Origin of the sequence: Microbispora sp. GKU 823, from assembly GCF_002027145.1 — a bacterium.
Taxonomy (GTDB): Bacteria; Actinomycetota; Actinomycetes; order Streptosporangiales; family Streptosporangiaceae; genus Microbispora; species Microbispora siamensis.
This window is the reverse complement of record NZ_MWJN01000035.1, coordinates 1-15,901: the sequence shown is the minus strand read 5'-3', so window position 1 is coordinate 15,901 and position 15,901 is coordinate 1. Positions and strand designations below refer to the sequence as shown.

Annotated in this window: 8 protein-coding genes and 3 pseudogenes; 10 read left to right on the top strand and 1 reads right to left on the bottom strand. The window is 70.8% G+C overall.

Going from position 1 to position 15,901, the window contains the following annotated elements; all coding sequences use genetic code 11:
* Positions 1-68 precede the first annotated feature (68 nt).
* Together polA and B1L11_RS48415 are read left to right on the top strand one after the other, a co-directional pair.
* On the top strand, positions 69-2,750 hold the full coding sequence (gene polA, locus B1L11_RS19690; protein WP_079315845.1) for a DNA polymerase I: 2,682 nt from the start codon (positions 69-71) through the stop codon (positions 2,748-2,750).
* A 25-nt stretch (positions 2,751-2,775) separates the two neighbouring features.
* Positions 2,776-3,102 (top strand): hypothetical protein, encoded by a 327-nt coding sequence (locus tag B1L11_RS48415; RefSeq protein WP_218671204.1) that lies wholly within the window; start codon positions 2,776-2,778, stop codon positions 3,100-3,102.
* On the opposite strand, the pseudogene B1L11_RS54990 reads toward B1L11_RS48415, so the two are convergent.
* Positions 3,078-3,413 (bottom strand): annotated as a pseudogene (locus B1L11_RS54990) (DUF2127 domain-containing protein); the annotation flags it as partial. The gene B1L11_RS48415 and the pseudogene B1L11_RS54990 overlap by 25 nt on opposite strands.
* Before the next feature lie 336 nt (positions 3,414-3,749).
* Here B1L11_RS54990 and B1L11_RS19680 point away from each other — a divergent pair.
* The 8 genes and pseudogenes from B1L11_RS19680 to B1L11_RS51335 all read left to right on the top strand — a co-directional run bounded on the left by B1L11_RS19680 (position 3,750) and on the right by B1L11_RS51335 (position 15,888).
* The gene (locus B1L11_RS19680) at positions 3,750-4,796 is read left to right on the top strand and encodes a polysaccharide deacetylase family protein (protein ID WP_079315844.1); all 1,047 of its coding nucleotides are present in this window, start codon (positions 3,750-3,752) and stop codon (positions 4,794-4,796) included.
* Positions 4,797-5,003: 207 nt separating this feature from the next.
* Positions 5,004-6,467 (top strand): 30S ribosomal protein S1, encoded by a 1,464-nt coding sequence (rpsA, locus tag B1L11_RS19675; protein ID WP_079315843.1) that lies wholly within the window; start codon positions 5,004-5,006, stop codon positions 6,465-6,467.
* A gap of 231 nt (positions 6,468-6,698) precedes the next feature.
* Positions 6,699-7,154, top strand: coding sequence for a GNAT family N-acetyltransferase (locus B1L11_RS19670; RefSeq protein ID WP_143737390.1), 456 nt, complete (start codon positions 6,699-6,701; stop codon positions 7,152-7,154).
* A 182-nt stretch (positions 7,155-7,336) separates the two neighbouring features.
* On the top strand, positions 7,337-7,942 hold the full coding sequence (coaE, locus tag B1L11_RS19665; RefSeq protein WP_079315841.1) for a dephospho-CoA kinase: 606 nt from the start codon (positions 7,337-7,339) through the stop codon (positions 7,940-7,942).
* A 341-nt stretch (positions 7,943-8,283) separates the two neighbouring features.
* Positions 8,284-11,871, top strand: coding sequence for a hypothetical protein (locus B1L11_RS19660; protein WP_079315840.1), 3,588 nt, complete (start codon positions 8,284-8,286; stop codon positions 11,869-11,871).
* An 86-nt stretch (positions 11,872-11,957) separates the two neighbouring features.
* Positions 11,958-14,306: pseudogene (locus tag B1L11_RS46955) on the top strand (hypothetical protein); the annotation flags it as partial.
* Between the two features lie 148 nt (positions 14,307-14,454).
* A pseudogene (locus B1L11_RS54985) lies at positions 14,455-14,643 on the top strand (hypothetical protein); the annotation flags it as partial.
* Positions 14,644-14,772: 129 nt separating this feature from the next.
* Positions 14,773-15,888, top strand: coding sequence for a calcium-binding protein (locus tag B1L11_RS51335; RefSeq protein WP_372974702.1), 1,116 nt, complete (start codon positions 14,773-14,775; stop codon positions 15,886-15,888).
* Positions 15,889-15,901 lie beyond the last annotated feature (13 nt).

Sequence of the window (15,901 nt, the reverse complement as noted above, 5' to 3'; positions counted from 1 at the left end):
GGTCAAGGGGACGCCTCCTGTGGGAAGAGCACGGGTTTTCTGTCGTACAGGGAGACTAGGCTGCGGATGTGCCGAAGAGTGAAGCGACCCCCACCCGTCCGTGTCTGTTGCTCCTGGATGGGCATTCTCTTGCTTATCGCGCCTTCTACGCGTTGAAGGACGCGAACCTCATGACCACCGACGGCCAGCACACCGAGGCGGTGTACGGCTTCACCTCGATGCTGGCCAACATCCTGCGCGACGAGCAGCCGAGCCACATCGCGGTCTGTTTCGACCGGAGCGAGCCGACCTTCAGGCACGAGGCGTACGACGGTTACAAGGCCAACAGGGCGGAGACCCCCGAGGACTTCCGCGGCCAGATGCAGCTCATCTTCGAACTGCTCGACGCGCTGCGGATCCCCCGCATGTCCGTGGCCGGCTTCGAGGCGGACGACCTGATCGCGACGCTGGCGACGCGGGCCTCGGGCGAAGGTATGAACGTGCTCATCGTGACCGGCGACCGCGACGCGCTCCAGCTCGTGGACGACAAGGTCACGGTGCTGATGACCAGGCGGGGCATCAGCGACATGACCCGCTTCACCCCCGAGGCCGTGATGGAGAAGTACGGCCTCACCCCGGCGCAGTACCCGGACTTCGCGGCCCTGCGCGGCGACCCGAGCGACAACCTGCCGAGCATCCCGAGCGTGGGGGAGAAGACCGCCACCAAGTGGATCTCCGAGTACGGCTCGCTGGACGAGCTGGTCCGGCGGGCCGACGAGGTGAAGGGCAAGGTCGGCGACAAGCTCCGCGAGCACCTCGGCCAGGTGATCCACAACCGCATGCTGACCGAGCTGAAGCGCGACGCCCCCGTCGACGCCGAGGTGTCTTCGCTCACCATGGGCCTGTGGGACCGCGAGGAGGTCAACAAGCTCCTCGACTCGCTGCAGATCCGCGGCGAGCTGCGCGAGCGGCTGTTCAAGACCCTCGGCACCACCGAGCCGGAGGCAGGCGAGGGCTTCGAGCTCGAGGTGACCGTGCTGGAGCCGGGCCAGGTGGCCGGCTGGCTTGCCGCCCTCCCCGGGGACCGCGCCGGGCTCGCCTTCCAGGGCGCGTACGGCAGCGGCACCGGGCGGTTCGAGGGCCTGGCGATCGCCTCTTCCGGCGGCGCCGCCTACCTCGACCCCACGCGTCTCACCCAGGAGGACGAGGCGGCGCTGCACGCCTGGCTCGCCGACGACGACAGGCCGAAGGCCGTGCACGACGCCAAGGGGCCGCTGCTCGCGCTGTGGGCCCACGGGCACGACCTGCGCGGTCTCACCTGCGACACGGCGCTCGCCGCGTATCTCGCGATGCCGGGGCAGCGGTCGTTCCCGCTCGACGACCTGGTCCTGCGCTACCTGCACCGCGAGCTGCGGGCCGAGTCCGCGCCCGGCGGGCAGACCTCCCTGTTCGAGGACGCCGACGAGGGCGTGGCCCGGGACCTGGCGCTGCGGGCCCAGGCGGTGCGCGACCTGGCCGACGCGCTGGAGGCCCACCTGTCCAAGCGCGGCGGCACCCGGCTGGTGACCGAGGTCGAGCTCCCGCTGGTGCGGGTGCTGGCCGAGATGGAGCGGGCCGGCATCGCCGCCGACAGGCAGTACTTCGCGGCGCTGGAGGCCGAGTTCGGCGCGGCCGTCAAGCAGGCGGTGGAGGCCGCCCACCAGGCGGTGGGGGAGCAGTTCAACCTCGGCTCGCCCAAGCAGCTGCAGGAGATCCTGTTCGGCAAGCTCGGCCTGCCCAAGACCAAGAAGATCAAGACCGGCTACACGACCGACGCCGACGCGCTCGCCTGGCTGGCCCAGCAGACCGACAACGAGCTGCCGGTGATCCTGCTGCGCCACCGCGACCAGACCAAGCTGCGCACCACGGTCGAGGGCCTGATCAAGGAGATCGCCGACGACGGGCGGATCCACACCACGTTCAACCAGATCGTGGCGGCCACCGGGCGGCTGTCGAGCGAGAAGCCCAACCTGCAGAACATCCCGATCCGCACGGTCGAGGGCCGGCGCATCCGCAAGGGCTTCGTGGTGGGGGAGGGCTACGACACGCTGCTGACGGCCGACTACAGCCAGATCGAGCTGCGGATCATGGCCCACCTGTCCCGGGACGAGTCGCTGATCGCGGCCTTCGAGTCGGGCCACGACTTCCACCAGGCCACGGCGTCCCGCGTCTTCGACCTGCCCCCCGAGCAGGTGGACGCCGACCTGCGCGCCCGGATCAAGGCCATGAACTACGGCCTGGCCTACGGCCTGTCCGACTTCGGCCTGTCGGGGCAGCTCAACATTCCCGTCGCGGAGGCCAGGGCCCTCAAGGAGGAGTACTTCGAGGAGTTCGGCGGCGTCCGCGACTACCTGGAGTCGATCGTCGCCCAGGCCCGCAAGGACGGCTACACCGAGACCATCCTCGGCCGCCGCCGCTACCTGCCCGACCTGACCAGCGACAACCGGCAGCGCCGCGAGATGGCCGAGCGGATGGCGCTCAACGCGCCCATCCAGGGCTCTGCCGCCGACATCATCAAGGTCGCCATGCTGAACGTGCAGAAGGCGATCGAGGGCATGCGCTCCCGCATGCTGCTCCAGGTCCACGACGAGCTGGTGTTCGAGGTGGCGCCGGGCGAGCTGGAGGAGCTGACCGAGGTCGTGCGCGCGCAGATGTGCCGGGCCTACGACCTGAGCGTGCCGCTGGAGGTCAGCGTGGGCGTCGGGACCACCTGGGAGGACGCCGGCCACTGACCACGGCCCGCGCATGGGCCCGCGCATGCGCCCGGGCTCTCGCCTTCTCGCGCCGATCCGGCTGACCGTGCCGGGGCTCGCCGGGGGGCCGCGCTCGCCGAACCGGGCCGGTCCGGCGAGCGATGGGTCAAGGGCGGCCGGTCGCCGGGTGGGCCCGTGGTCCCGCCCGGCCATGGCCAGGCCCGCCTGCTCGACCTCCAGCAGGCTCGCCTCGTGCCGCTCCGCCTCGTACGCCGGCCGCCCGCCGCGCAGCCCGAACAGGCGTTTGCTCAACGCGATGTACAGCACGGCCGCGATGTTGATCAGGAGGATCACGATCCGGAACGGGCTCACCTTCTCGGCGATCTCGTAGATCTCCACCGGGATGAACGCCGAGGTGACGATCACCGAGAAGTACTCGCCCCATCGCTTCAGCAGCCACAGGCCGACCCCCTCGGTCAGCAGCAGGGCCGCGAGGGCGAGCAGGGCGAGGAAGATCCAGGTGAGGGTCGTCGTCCGCGCGCCCAGCGCGGTCCGCAGCGTGTGCACCACGCCCGACTGGTCGAGGTTCCACCCGAGCTTGTGGGCCAGCGGCCTGACCAGCGGGAGGTCCTGGTCGAACGCCCGCCGCACGGCGTCGTGATGGGCCCGGAACCGCCACACGCCGTACGCTCCGACGATCACGAGCACGGCCTTGGCCCAGCGGAAGACGGCGATCAGCCGTAGCACGGCGGCGTCCCGCAGCGCCCGGCCGCGCAGCACGACGGGCGCGTCGCCGGCCGGTCCGGCGCCGCGCGGCGGGCCCAGGGTCGAAGTCGCCGCAGCGCAGGCAGCGCCACGCCTCGCCCAGCGCGGTCTCGGCGCGCAGCCGGTTCCGCAGCGCCTCCTCGTCGGGGGCGTAGGTGACGTGCCCGTGTCGTCCGCACGCACGCAAGCTCCAGTCCACAGGAAAATTGCAACACATGTGAATACGGACACGTCGGGCAGTAAGGTCAAATAACTGTGCGCAACCTTGCCCGAATGACTGCAATCGCCAATGTCGTCGTTGTCGTGATCGGTCTTGTCGCGCTCGTGCTGCTGCCCCGGTCCACTGGCGAGGAACGGTCGCAGGTGCGGGCGCAGCCACCGACGCCGTCGCGCACGCCCAGTGCGGCCCCGCCGAAGGCGACCGCCGAGTCGGCCAGGAAGGTCAAGGCGAACGAGGCCGGCCTGGTGCCCGTGATCATGTACCACCGCATCCTGCCCAAGCGGCTGGCGTCCATCGACCGGACGCCCGACCAGCTTCGCAAGGAACTGGAGCGCCTGGCCAAGGACGGCTACGTGCCGATCACCGCGGCCGAACTGGCCGCCAGGAAGATCGACATCCCGGCCGGCACCCATCCCGTCGTCCTGACCTTCGACGACGGCCATCCCAGCCACTTCGCCGTGGACCACAACGGCATGCCGAGGAACGACACGGCCGTCGGCATCATCTACGAGGTCGCGGCGAAGTACCCGAACTTCCGGCCCACGGCCACCTTCTGGGTCAACCGCGACCCCTTCGGCCTGCGCGACCGCGAGCGGCAGAGGCAGGCGGTGAAGTGGCTGCTCGACCACGGCTTCGAGGTGGCCAACCACACCTACTCCCATCCCGATCTCCGGCGGCTCTCGAACAAGCGGGTCAGCGAGCAGATCGTCCGGCAGGAGCGGCTGCTGAAGAAGATCGGCGCGCCGCCCTCCACGACCTTCGCGCTGCCGTACGGGTCGCGGCCGCGGAAGCTGAGCAGGGCGCACGACGGCTCGTGGGACGGCACCCGCTACCACTTCGACGCCGTCTTCCTGGCCGGGGCGCAGCCCACGGTTTCGCCCTACGCGAAAAGTTTTCCGCGATACGCGATCCCCAGGATCCAGTCCAACGGAAAACACGGCGACTGCCGGCGCTGGTGCACGACCTACTGGCTCGACTGGCTCGACAAACACCCAGGAGAGCGCTATACGTCGGATGGGGATCCGGCCCGAGTGTCGGTGCCGCGTAAACTCCGGGCAACGCTCTCACCGGCGCGGGCGAAGTCGGTGATCACCTACTAGGCGTTCGTCTGGTTGCCTCGGATTGACCCAGCTCGCTCCGTCTCATATGCTGATCGCTGCGCTGTGGGCTCGCGCGCGTCACGGACGGAGCGGGCTCGCGCTCGGTCATCTGGTGGCTACCAGGAAGCAGCATCATCCGGTGAACGAAAAACGGCCCGCCGCGCTTCTGTCACAACGACATCTGTCCGGTTCGGAGCAATTCCACACATGACGAGCAGCACTGAGGCCACCTCGAGCACCCCGCAGGTAGCGGTCAACGACATCGGTTCCGAGGAGGCCTTCCTCGCCGCGATCGACGAGACCATCAAGTACTTCAACGACGGAGACATCGTTGAAGGCACCGTTGTCAAGGTCGATCGAGACGAGGTCTTGCTCGACATTGGCTACAAGACCGAGGGCGTTATCCCGTCGCGCGAGCTCTCGATCAAGCACGATGTCGACCCGGCCGAGGTTGTCGAGGTCGGAGAGCACGTCGAGGCCCTGGTTCTCCAGAAGGAGGACAAGGAAGGCCGCCTCATCCTGTCCAAGAAGCGCGCCCAGTACGAGCGCGCCTGGGGCACGATCGAGAAGATCAAGGACGAGGACGGCATCGTCACCGGCACGGTCATCGAGGTCGTCAAGGGTGGCCTGATCCTCGACATCGGTCTGCGCGGCTTCCTCCCCGCCTCCCTGGTGGAGATGCGCCGCGTCCGCGACCTGCAGCCGTACGTCGGGCGCGAGCTCGAGGCCAAGATCATCGAGCTGGACAAGAACCGCAACAACGTGGTCCTGTCCCGCCGTGCCTGGCTGGAGCAGACGCAGTCCGAGGTTCGCCAGACGTTCCTCAACACCCTCCAGAAGGGCCAGGTCCGCAAGGGCGTCGTGTCCTCGATCGTCAACTTCGGTGCGTTCGTGGACCTCGGCGGCGTCGACGGCCTGGTGCACGTGTCCGAGCTGTCCTGGAAGCACATCGACCACCCGTCCGAGGTCGTCGAGGTGGGCCAGGAGGTCACGGTCGAGGTTCTCGACGTCGACATGGAGCGCGAGCGGGTCTCGCTGTCGCTCAAGGCGACGCAGGAGGACCCGTGGCAGCAGTTCGCCCGGACCCACCAGATCGGCCAGGTCGTGCCCGGCCGCGTCACCAAGCTGGTGCCGTTCGGTGCCTTCGTCCGGGTCGAGGAGGGCATCGAGGGCCTGGTCCACATCTCCGAGCTGGCCGAGCGCCACGTGGAGATTCCGGAGCAGGTCGTGCAGGTCGGCGACGAGATCTTCGTGAAGATCATCGACATCGACCTGGACCGCCGCCGCATCTCGCTGTCCCTCAAGCAGGCCAACGAGGGTGTCGGTGCCGAGGTCGAGTTCGACCCCACGCTGTACGGCATGGCGGCGACCTACGACGAGCAGGGCAACTACATCTACCCCGAGGGCTTCGACGCCGAGACCGGCGAGTGGCTCGAGGGCTTCGACAAGCAGCGTGAGGAGTGGGAGCGGCAGTACGCCGAGGCCCAGGCCCGCTTCGAGGCGCACCGCTCGCAGATCGAGAAGGCCCGCCAGGAGGAGGCGGCGGCCAGCGAGGCCGCTCCGTCGTCCTACAGCGGCGAGACCAGCTCCTCGCAGACCGCTGGTGGCGCCCTCGCCTCCGACGAGGCCCTCGCCGCCCTGCGCGAGAAGCTGGCGGGCGGCCAGAGCTGACACCCGGTCTTCTGGACCGGAGGTCACGGCCAGTCCTCCATGGCATCACGAAAGGCCCCGCTTCGGCGGGGCCTTTCCCCTTTTCCCGGTCCCTCTTTTCCCGGTCGCTCGCGTGCAGGGGACGCCTTCGCCGGAGCGGGACCCCGGCTACGCGGTGGCCGGCCGCGGCGAGTCACGTCCGCGAGCCGGGCCGCCCCTGGCGGAGGCAGCTGTGCCGATAGGGTGGCCCTCGTGGTGGAGATCGCGAGGGCCCTGCCCGCGGACGCGGGGGAGATCCTCACCCTGCAGCGGGCCGCGTACGTGACCGAGGCACAGCTCTACGGCGACCCGTTCATCGCGCCGCTCGTCGAGTCGCTCGACCAGGTGCGTACAGTGATCGAGACGGGGGTCGTGCTGAAGGCGACGGACGGCGGTCGGGTGGTCGGCGCGGTCCGGGGCCAGATGTCCGGCTCGACCTGCCTTGTGGGCCGTCTCGTGGTCGCGCCCGACCGGCAGGGGCAGGGAATCGGCAGCGGGCTGCTGGCCGCGATGCACGAGGCCGTACCCGAGGCGGCGGCGTTCGACCTGTTCACGGGGCATCTGTCGGAGGGGAACCTGCGGCTCTACCGGCGCCTCGGCTACCGGGAGACCCAGCGGGAACGGGTCCAGGACCACCTGACGCTGGTCCACCTGCGCCGGGAGCCCTAGGTCGTGTCTGACAGAACATGCCCTGCTGCGCGTGGCCCAGGCGGCGCCTCGCCGCGTTCTCGTCGTCGCCCATAGCTCCGCTATGGCCTCCTCCTCCGCCTTGCGATGCATCCACCTGGGTCCACGCTCGCGACGGGCAGCCTTTGTCAGACACTCCTGGATTGCCCGATAGGCTGCGGCACGTGCTGAAGGTTGGGCTCACGGGCGGTATAGGTTCGGGCAAGAGCGAGGTGTCGCGCCGGCTCGCGGCCCGCGGCGCCGTCGTCGTCGACGCGGACAAGATCGCCAGAGAGGTCGTGGAGCCGGGCACCCCCGGGCTCGCGGAGATCGTCGAGGCGTTCGGCGAGGACGTGCTGCGTCCCGACGGCACGCTCGACCGGGAACGGCTCGGTGCGATCGTCTTCGCCGACGCCGAGAAGCTCAAGGTCCTCAACGGGATCGTCCACCCCAAGGTGGGCGAGCGCAGCGAGCAACTCCAGCGAGAGGCCCCGGACGACGCGGTCGTCGTCTACGACGTGCCGCTGCTGGCCGAGAACAATCTGGCCGCCCTGTACGACGTGGTGATCGTCGTGGACACGCCGGACGAGGTGCGGCTGGAGCGGCTGCTGCGGTTCCGCGGCATGCCGGAGGCGGACGCCCGTGCCCGGATCGCCGCCCAGGCCTCCCGCGAGGACCGGCTGAGGATCGCCGACATCGTGATCCGCAACGAGGGTTCCCTGGACGACCTGGACGCCCAGGTCGACAAGGTCTGGCAGGACCTGAGCGCCCGGGTCTCCCCGGAGGGCTGACAGGTCTTTCCCCGCCCGGAAGTCGCACGCCGGGCGTCAGGCGTCGCAGATCTACAGTGTAAAGCCGCCGCCCGTGATCACAACGAGGTGGACGCAGCCGCCGACCGCAATCGCAGGCTGTCGCCTCACGCCTCCGCGTCCAGGCGGGACGCGTGGAGGGGCACCCTGTCCCGGCCGCCGGACGCCCGGCCTCCTGCCCGGACCTGCTCGTGTGGATCTCCCAAGCCGTCTCCAACCTGATCGCAAGTCGCCGTCACTAGAACAGGCCGTCGGTATGTCACGTCGGTTTTGGGGGTCCGGTGTCGAGGCGGCGACTGATCAGCGCGCTGTGTGTTCTGGGGATGATGGCGGGTCTGCTCACCGGCCTGCCGCAGGCCGCGTCGGCGGACGCGCAACGGGATGAGGAGACCACCGCGCTCGTGTCCGCGGTCGAGCGCTTCGCCGCTGTCGGCAGGGGCATGGCGGCGCTCGGCCCGATGGGCGAGCAGCTCCCCCTCGTCGGCCTGGTGCCCGGCGGGGAGGACGGCCTGGGCCTGGGCGATCTGTTCGACGTCGCGGTGTACGACCAGCTCAAGAACCTCACCAGCCTGTCCGGCCTGGAGGACGAGTATCCGCTCTCCGGTCCGCGTACCGGCCGGTTGCTGGCGAAGGCGAGCACGCAGGGTGGCGTCAGGCACCTCGACCTGACTCTGGAGGTGACCAGGACGGTCGCCGACCGGCCGGTCTCGGTCAGCAGCGCGCAGCCCAAGGTCTCACTGGCGACGTCCGGGGGAGTGGACGTCACGCTGAAGCTCGGCGCGAAGCTGCCCTTCGCCTACGACCCCGCCACCAAGACCGCCTGGCTGGGCAAGGACGCCGTCGTGACGGTGCAGGCGGACGGGCACCTGGCGGCGGGGGCCAAGCCCTCGGCCGCCTTCGGCATCCTCGGCGTGGATCTGTCGGCGGGCTCGTCGCTCTCCTTCGCCTCCACGTTCACCTGCACCGCCTCCGACCCGGACGGCGACGGCAGGCTCGACCTGCGGGAGCTGGGCGCGGACGGCGCCGCGGCCGGGTTGTTCACCTTCTCCAGGAAGGGCTCGGCGACCGCCAGGCTCGCGGTCACCGCGCAGCCGTTCGCCGGAGCCCAGGTCGAGGGGGCCACCGCGACCGTCGACGTGAACTGGCCCGACCTCGCCGCGGGCGGGCCGCAGGTGAGCGTGGGCCAGCCCGACCTGGACCGGCTGAACCGCTTCCAGACGCTCACGCCGAAGGACCTGCTCGACGGGCTGACGCATCTGTCGAGTGCGATCACCGCCGTGCAGCGGGCCCGCTGGGGCGGCCAGGGCGACCTTGACCTGCCGTTCATGCGGGGTTCCCTGGCCGACGCGGTGCGCATCTCCGAGGCGATCGACAAGTTCGTCGCCGACAGCGTGGACCGGAACACCGGTCAGCCCACGTTCACCTCCATCCAGGACATGTTCGCCGCGCTCGGCAGGGCGCGCGGCCTGCCCGGCGGCGCGATCATCAAGGTCGCCGACGCGGGCTACGACGACGCCACCAAGAAGATCGCCTTCACGCTTGTGATCGACCGAGCGGTCAACCCCGCGCCCGAGCCGCTCAACCCCGCCGGACAGGTGAGCAGCGGCACGGGTGCCGGCGTCACCTACACGGCCACGACGCTGAAGCACGCCGGCCAGAAGTGGACGCCCGGAGAGTTCGCCGGCCGCACGATCACCGCGGGCACGTCGACCGGCATGGTGGCCGACAACACCGCCGACGTCGTGACACTGACCGGCGACGGCTGGCGCGGAGGCGTGCCGGCGGCCGGGACGGCCTACCGGATCGCCGCCGCCGACCCGATGATCGGCCAGGTCACCTTGGGCGACACCTTCAAGGCCCGCGCGGGCCTCGCCCAGGCCAACGCGACCACCTCGGTCGCCGGGGTGATGCGCGGCTACCACGCCGCCGCCACGGTCGTGCTCGACCTCGGCGACCCGGCCACCGGCCAGGAGTGCGCCACCCGGCCGGACGGCCAGCAGAAGGCGTGTCCCTACAAGCACATCAACCCCGACGGCAGCGCGACCGTGGTCACCGAGCTGCCCCGGCCCGCCGACCGGATCATGCTGCGTACCGGCCGTGACCTGTTCGGCGCGCGCCTGTCGGTCCTCACCTCGGTCAACGTGGACGCCGTCGTCGGCTACCTGGGCGTACGGCTCACCGGCGATCTGTCCATGAGCAGCAGGTCCGGCGGCGACGTGGTGAAGGTCGGGCTCAAGGACGTCGGGGACGTGCCGCTGACGCGGCTGTTCGAGCGTCTGGCGAACAATCCCTCGGACATCCTCACCTCCCAGGTGGACGCCGCGGCCCGGGCCAGGCTGACCTTCGGCGTTCCCGGGCTGGCCGACTTCTTCGGCGGCAAGGTCACCGGCGACGTGGAGATGCCGGACATCCGCACGCCGGACACCCTGGTCTTCCGCGGCTTCGACCAGATCGGCAAGGTCAAGAACTTCGCCTTCGACCCCGACAACCCGCAGGCGCTGTTCGGCGCGCTGGTGAAGTCGCTGGGCGCGCTGGCCACCTACCTCGACCACGTCCAGCCCAGCGGCCCCGTCGGCACGGCGATGACGACCAAGCTGCCGCTCCTCGGCCGGTCGCTGTCCGACCTCGTCGCCGCGGACGAGATGGGCTCGGGCCCCGGCGTCGTGTACGGCGACGGCGCCTGCGGAAGCGAGAACGGCTTCGTCACCGACCCCTCCCGGACCTTCGCCCAGACGCACATCGGGCGCGGCGTCGTGATCGGCACACGCGTGATGACCGTCCAGGCCGTCTGCGGCGAGCACACCATGGTGTTCACCGCGAAGTTCGGCGAGGCCCGTCCCGAGCCGGGCACGGCGTACGCGCTGCGTTCGCCGCTCAGGGACGCGATCGACCGGCTGACCGCGGCCCCGCCGGACACCGTGCAGGCGCTGGTGGCCGAGCTGAACAAGGCGCTGGGCGGCCAGGTCCGCATCGGGTACGAGGACGGCGCGCTGCGCCTGTCGCTCGCGTACGACAAGAAGGCGGCGCTGAAGGAGCCGCTGCGCTTCTCCTTCGGCGACAGCAGTCTGGTCGCCGCCTCCGGTTCGGGCACGCTCGACGCCTCCGTCGGCGGGCAGATCCGGCTGGGCGTGCGGGTGGCGCTCAAGCGCGACTTCGATCTCGCCCGCGACCTGCTCATCGACACCGACTCCGGCCTCGACCTGGAGGCGAGCGCCCGGCTCGACGGCACGATCAAGGCGAACATCGGCCCGCTGCCCGTCTCCGTGGGCAAGGCGGACGACGACCCGATGCAGGCCAGGCTCGCGTACGGCGTGAACCTCCGTTACGACGGCGGGTCGCGGGAGGCCGTGCCGCCGGCCGACTTCTTCGCCGGGCTCGACCTGTCGCTCAACGAGACGACCGAACCGGTCACCTGCGACCGCGATCCCCGGCGTGACGAGACCGACCTGGCGCTGTGCGCGGTGCTGCCCGCCTACGTGAACGGCAGCCCGATCACGGCGGACGGCAGGCACGCGCTCGTCCTGCGCCTGCCCAGGGCCGCTCCCCTCGCGGACATGTTCGACCTGACGAAGAAGCTGCCCGGCGACATCGAGCGGCTGGAGGTGCCCGAGTTCGACTTCTCCACCCTGCCCGCGGGGCTGGAGCTCGACTGGTCCAACCTGGGCGACGGCATCGACCGCTACCTCACCGCGCTGGAGACCGGCATGCGCACGGCCTCCTACGGCGGCAGGCTGCCCCTGGTCGGCGACGACCTGCAGCAGGGTGCGGACTTCGTCGCGCCAAGCGCCAGGAGATCAAGGCGGCCATCGCCAAGCTGCCGAACGGCGGCCGGGTGCCCACCGGCAAGGACCTGCGCGAGTGGTACAACGCCGAGCTGGCCCCCAAGGTCGGCCCCGGCGTGCAACCGGTGATCACGTGTGTGCAGGCGCCGGAGCCCGCGGACCCCACCGCGTGCGACGCCGCCAAGGGCACCGAGCTGACCGGCGTGAAGTTCACGATGAGCATCGGCAAGGGCACCGTGGACCCGCAGAAGGGCTGTGTCGAGGGCTGCGCGGCCCTGGAGCGGCAGTTGGACATCGGCGTCCCCGGTCTCGCGCTGCGTCAGGGCCCGGGCAAGGGTTTGCGGGCCGAGATCGGCTGGCACGTGGAAGTGACCGTGGGCCTGGACCGGACCAACGGCTTCTACATCGACGCCACGCCCGACAAGCGGCCACGCGCAAGCGTGGGCGTGAACGTGTCGCTGCCCGAGGAGATGAACGCCAAGCTGTCCATCCTCGACGTCACGGTGAAGAACCGCTCGCCGCAGTCTCCCGACCTGTTCGCCGGCACGTTCACCGTCGGGCTCAAGCCGGTCGGCCGGATCGGCCTGGCGCAGCTCACCGACGCCTCCGACCTGGTGGAGACGTCGCTGCACGCCGACGTGGCCGTCGACTGGCGCTTCACCGTGACGCCCGGATCGCCGATGCTGCCGGGGCTGTTCGGCGACTTCCACCTGGGCTGGGACCTCACCAAGGGCGGCTCTCCCGACCCGGCGAACCTGTCCATCGCCTTCACCGACGTGAACCTGGAGGCCGGCGACTTCTTCCGTACGGTCCTGGGGCCGGTGGTGACCCAGGTCAAGCGGGTCACCGACCCGGTGAGGCCCGTCGTCGACCAGCTGTACGCGCCCATTCCGGTGCTCTCGGACCTCAGCCGGGCCGCGGGCGGCGGTGACGTGAACCTGATGACGATCGCCAAGAAGTTCAACACCCTGGGCGGCAACAGCACGACCCAGTTCATCGAGCGGATGATCGAGATCACCAAGCTGGTCACCTCGCTGCCCGACTGCCGGGGTGAGCTGCACATCCCGATCGGAAGCTTCACCGTGGCCGGCGACAGGGCGCTCACCACGGAGAACTCGCCGGACGTGGCGGACTCCCTGATCGCGGACGTGTCACCCACGACGGACGACCTGTTCGCGGCGCTCGACCAGGGCGCCAGGACGTGCGACAAGGGCAAGGCCGCGAAGGCCGGGGCCGAGGCCGAGCAGGGGCCCATGCAGCACTCCGCGAAGGCCGGCTTCAGCTTCCCGGTGCTGGACAACGCCGGACGGTCGATTTTCAGCCTGCTGATGGGCAAGGACGTCGAGCTTGTCGCGTACGACTCCGGCCCGCTGCGCCTGGGCTTCACCTACAGCCAGTCGTTCGGCCCGGTCTACGCGCCGCCGCCCATCATGGTGGTCATCTCCGGCACCGCCGGGGTCGAGGCGCGGATCAGGGCGGGCTTCGACACCTACGGCATCCGCAAGGCCATCGAGCAGGGCAAGGCAGACCTCCAGATCCTCGACAGCCTGTATCTCAAGACCACCGACGAGAGCGGCCGTCCCCTGCCGGCGATCACGCTGTACGGAACGCTGGAAGCGGGAGCCGGGGTCGACCTGCTGCTCGTCAAGGCAGGCGTGAGCGGAGGGATCGCCCTGGGCATCTCGCTGCTGTGGGCCGACCCCACCAACGACGGCAAGTTCAGGTTCTTCGAGTTCGCGGGCGTCCTGCTGCGCAACCCGTTGTGCCTGTTCACGATGGACGGCAAGCTCAAGGTCTATCTCAAGGCGTGGGTGGAGATCGGCATCTCGATCTTCAAGAAGCGGTTCGACTGGACGATCGTCGAGGCCACGCTGCTCGACTTCTCGGCCAGACCGAAGTGTGACGAGGCCCCGCCCAAGCTCGCCACGGTCAGCGGCGACGCGCTGGTGCTGCACATCGGCCCGATGCGCGCGGCCAGGGGCGGCAGCACGGCCAAGCCGAGCGACGACGCCGAGCAGTGGACGGTCAGCCAGCTCCCCGGCGACGAGGGCTTCGTGGTCAACGCCCTCGGCGTGCGGGAGGAGCACCACACGGCGGGCCTCGACCGGGTGCTGGCCGACGGCCGCGGCGCGAAGGGCGGCCTCAAGCTCGTCTTCCAGGGATACGCCGACGCCTCGGGCGCGCCGTTCCCGTTCGACCGGAAGATCGTCGCCTTCGGCGGCGACGGCGACGACATGATCCTCGCCGGCGCCGGGAGGAACGTGATCGACGGCGGCAAGGGCGACGACCAGATCAACAGCGCCGACTCCTACGACGAGCAGGGCGGGCCGGCTCCGATCGTGGCCGGGGGCCCCGGCGACGATTACCTGACCGTGGGCGGCGCGGGCGGCTGGGTGGCCGGTGACGGCCGCCTCACCCCGGCCGTCCGGAAGGTCGGCACGGTGGAGGTGGCCGACTGGACGGCCGACGGCCTGCCCGGCGCGCCGGACGACGGCCCGGGCGACGGCGACGACCGGATCGCCGCCGGACTCGGCCGGAACCGGCTGTGGGGCAACGGCGGGAACGACACCATCGGCGTCGCCTCCGACAACCCGCTCGCCGCTACCGACCCCTCGCCCCGCTACCGCGCCCAGCCGAGCCTGCTGGTCGGCGGGCCCGGCGGCGACATCCTCACCGGCGGTTCGGCCGCCGACGAGATCCACACCGGGCCGCGTGAGGAGTTCGGGCCCGACGCCTCAGGCCCGGCCGACTCGGGACCGAACTACGTCGACACCGGCGCGGGCGCCGACACGGTGTACGGCAGCCAGGCCGTCCGACCTGGTCGCCGGGCACTCCCGCCCCGGCGAGACCGTACGGATCCTCGGCGGCGGCGGCGAGGACGTCCTCGCGGGCGGCCACGGCAAGGACGAGATCTTCGGCGGCCCCGGCGACGACTGGGTGATCGCCGAGCCGTCCGACGTGAGCGAGGCGCAGGGCCGCGACGAGTTCGGCCCGGCCAGACGAGTGCGGCACCTGCCGCTGCCCTTGGGCGTGGAGCCCTCGGCCAAGCTGCTGGCAGGCGGCGACGGCGACGACCACATCGTGGGCGGCGACGGCGGTGCCACGATCTTCGGCGACAGGGTCCGGGAGGAACCGTGCGCAGAGGTCGACGGGGACGGCGACGGCCGTGACCTCGTCCTCGGCGGCAGCGGCGAGGAGACCGTCTCCGCCGGCGGGGGCGCCGACCGGGTCGAGGCAGGCGGCGGTCAGGACCGCGTCTGCGGCGAGAAGGGCGACGACGTCCTGTACGGCGGAGCGGGCGACGACGACGTCAGCGGCGGCTCCGGCGACGACACCGCCTACGGCGACGACGGAGCCGACGAGGTCACCGGCGGCAGCGGCGACGACACCCTGTACGGCGGAGCCCAGGACGACGTGGTCGCGGGCGAGGCCGGCGAGGACACCGCGTTCGGCGGCCTCGGCGACGACCTGCTCGTCGGCGGCAGCCGCACGGCGGGCAAGGCCGACGCGGGCGACACGCTCTACGGCGACGCCGGAGCCGACCGCCTCGTGGGTGACAACGGAGACGCCACCGGCTCCTTCGACCTGGACGGGACGCCGGAGGAGGCCGGAGGGCCCGACGTGATTCACGGTGGGGCCGACGCCGACACCGCCTTCGGCGGGATCGGAGCCGACGAGGTGCACGGCGACGCCGGTGACGACCACTTGGAGGGAGGCAACGGCGCCGACCGAATCTTCGGCGAGGCCGGGGAGGACGAACTCGCCGGCGGCGGCTCCGGGCCGCATCCCGACGCGGGCGACACCCTGTTCGGCGGTGACGGACCCGACGTGATCGCGGGTGACAACGCCGTCCTGAGCACGTCCGGCACGGCCACCCCCGTCGCCGTACGGCCCGGCCGGCTCCACACCCATCGGGTGGAGCCGCTGGCGGGCGGATCCGGCGCGGACGTCGCCGACGGCGGCGCGGGCAACGACGCGATCTTCGGCCAGGGCGGCGCCGACCGGCTCCGCGGCCAGGCGGGCGACGACTATGCCGAGGGCGGCCCCGGCGTCGACTGGGTCGAGGGCGACCAGGGCGACGACGACATCGTGGGCGGCTCGCACGCGGCACGTCCAGTTCGTCGGACAGCCGCCGCGACTCCTTGAGCAGGTCCGGCGT

Coding starts and splice junctions, on each gene's coding strand:
- B1L11_RS48415 (WP_218671204.1), top strand. CDS start 2,776: ATGCGCCCGGGCTCTCGCCTTCTCGCGCCGATCCGGCTGACCGTGCCG.
- B1L11_RS19680 (WP_079315844.1), top strand. CDS start 3,750: ATGACTGCAATCGCCAATGTCGTCGTTGTCGTGATCGGTCTTGTCGCG.
- rpsA (WP_079315843.1), top strand. CDS start 5,004: ATGACGAGCAGCACTGAGGCCACCTCGAGCACCCCGCAGGTAGCGGTC.
- B1L11_RS19660 (WP_079315840.1), top strand. CDS start 8,284: ATGATGGCGGGTCTGCTCACCGGCCTGCCGCAGGCCGCGTCGGCGGAC.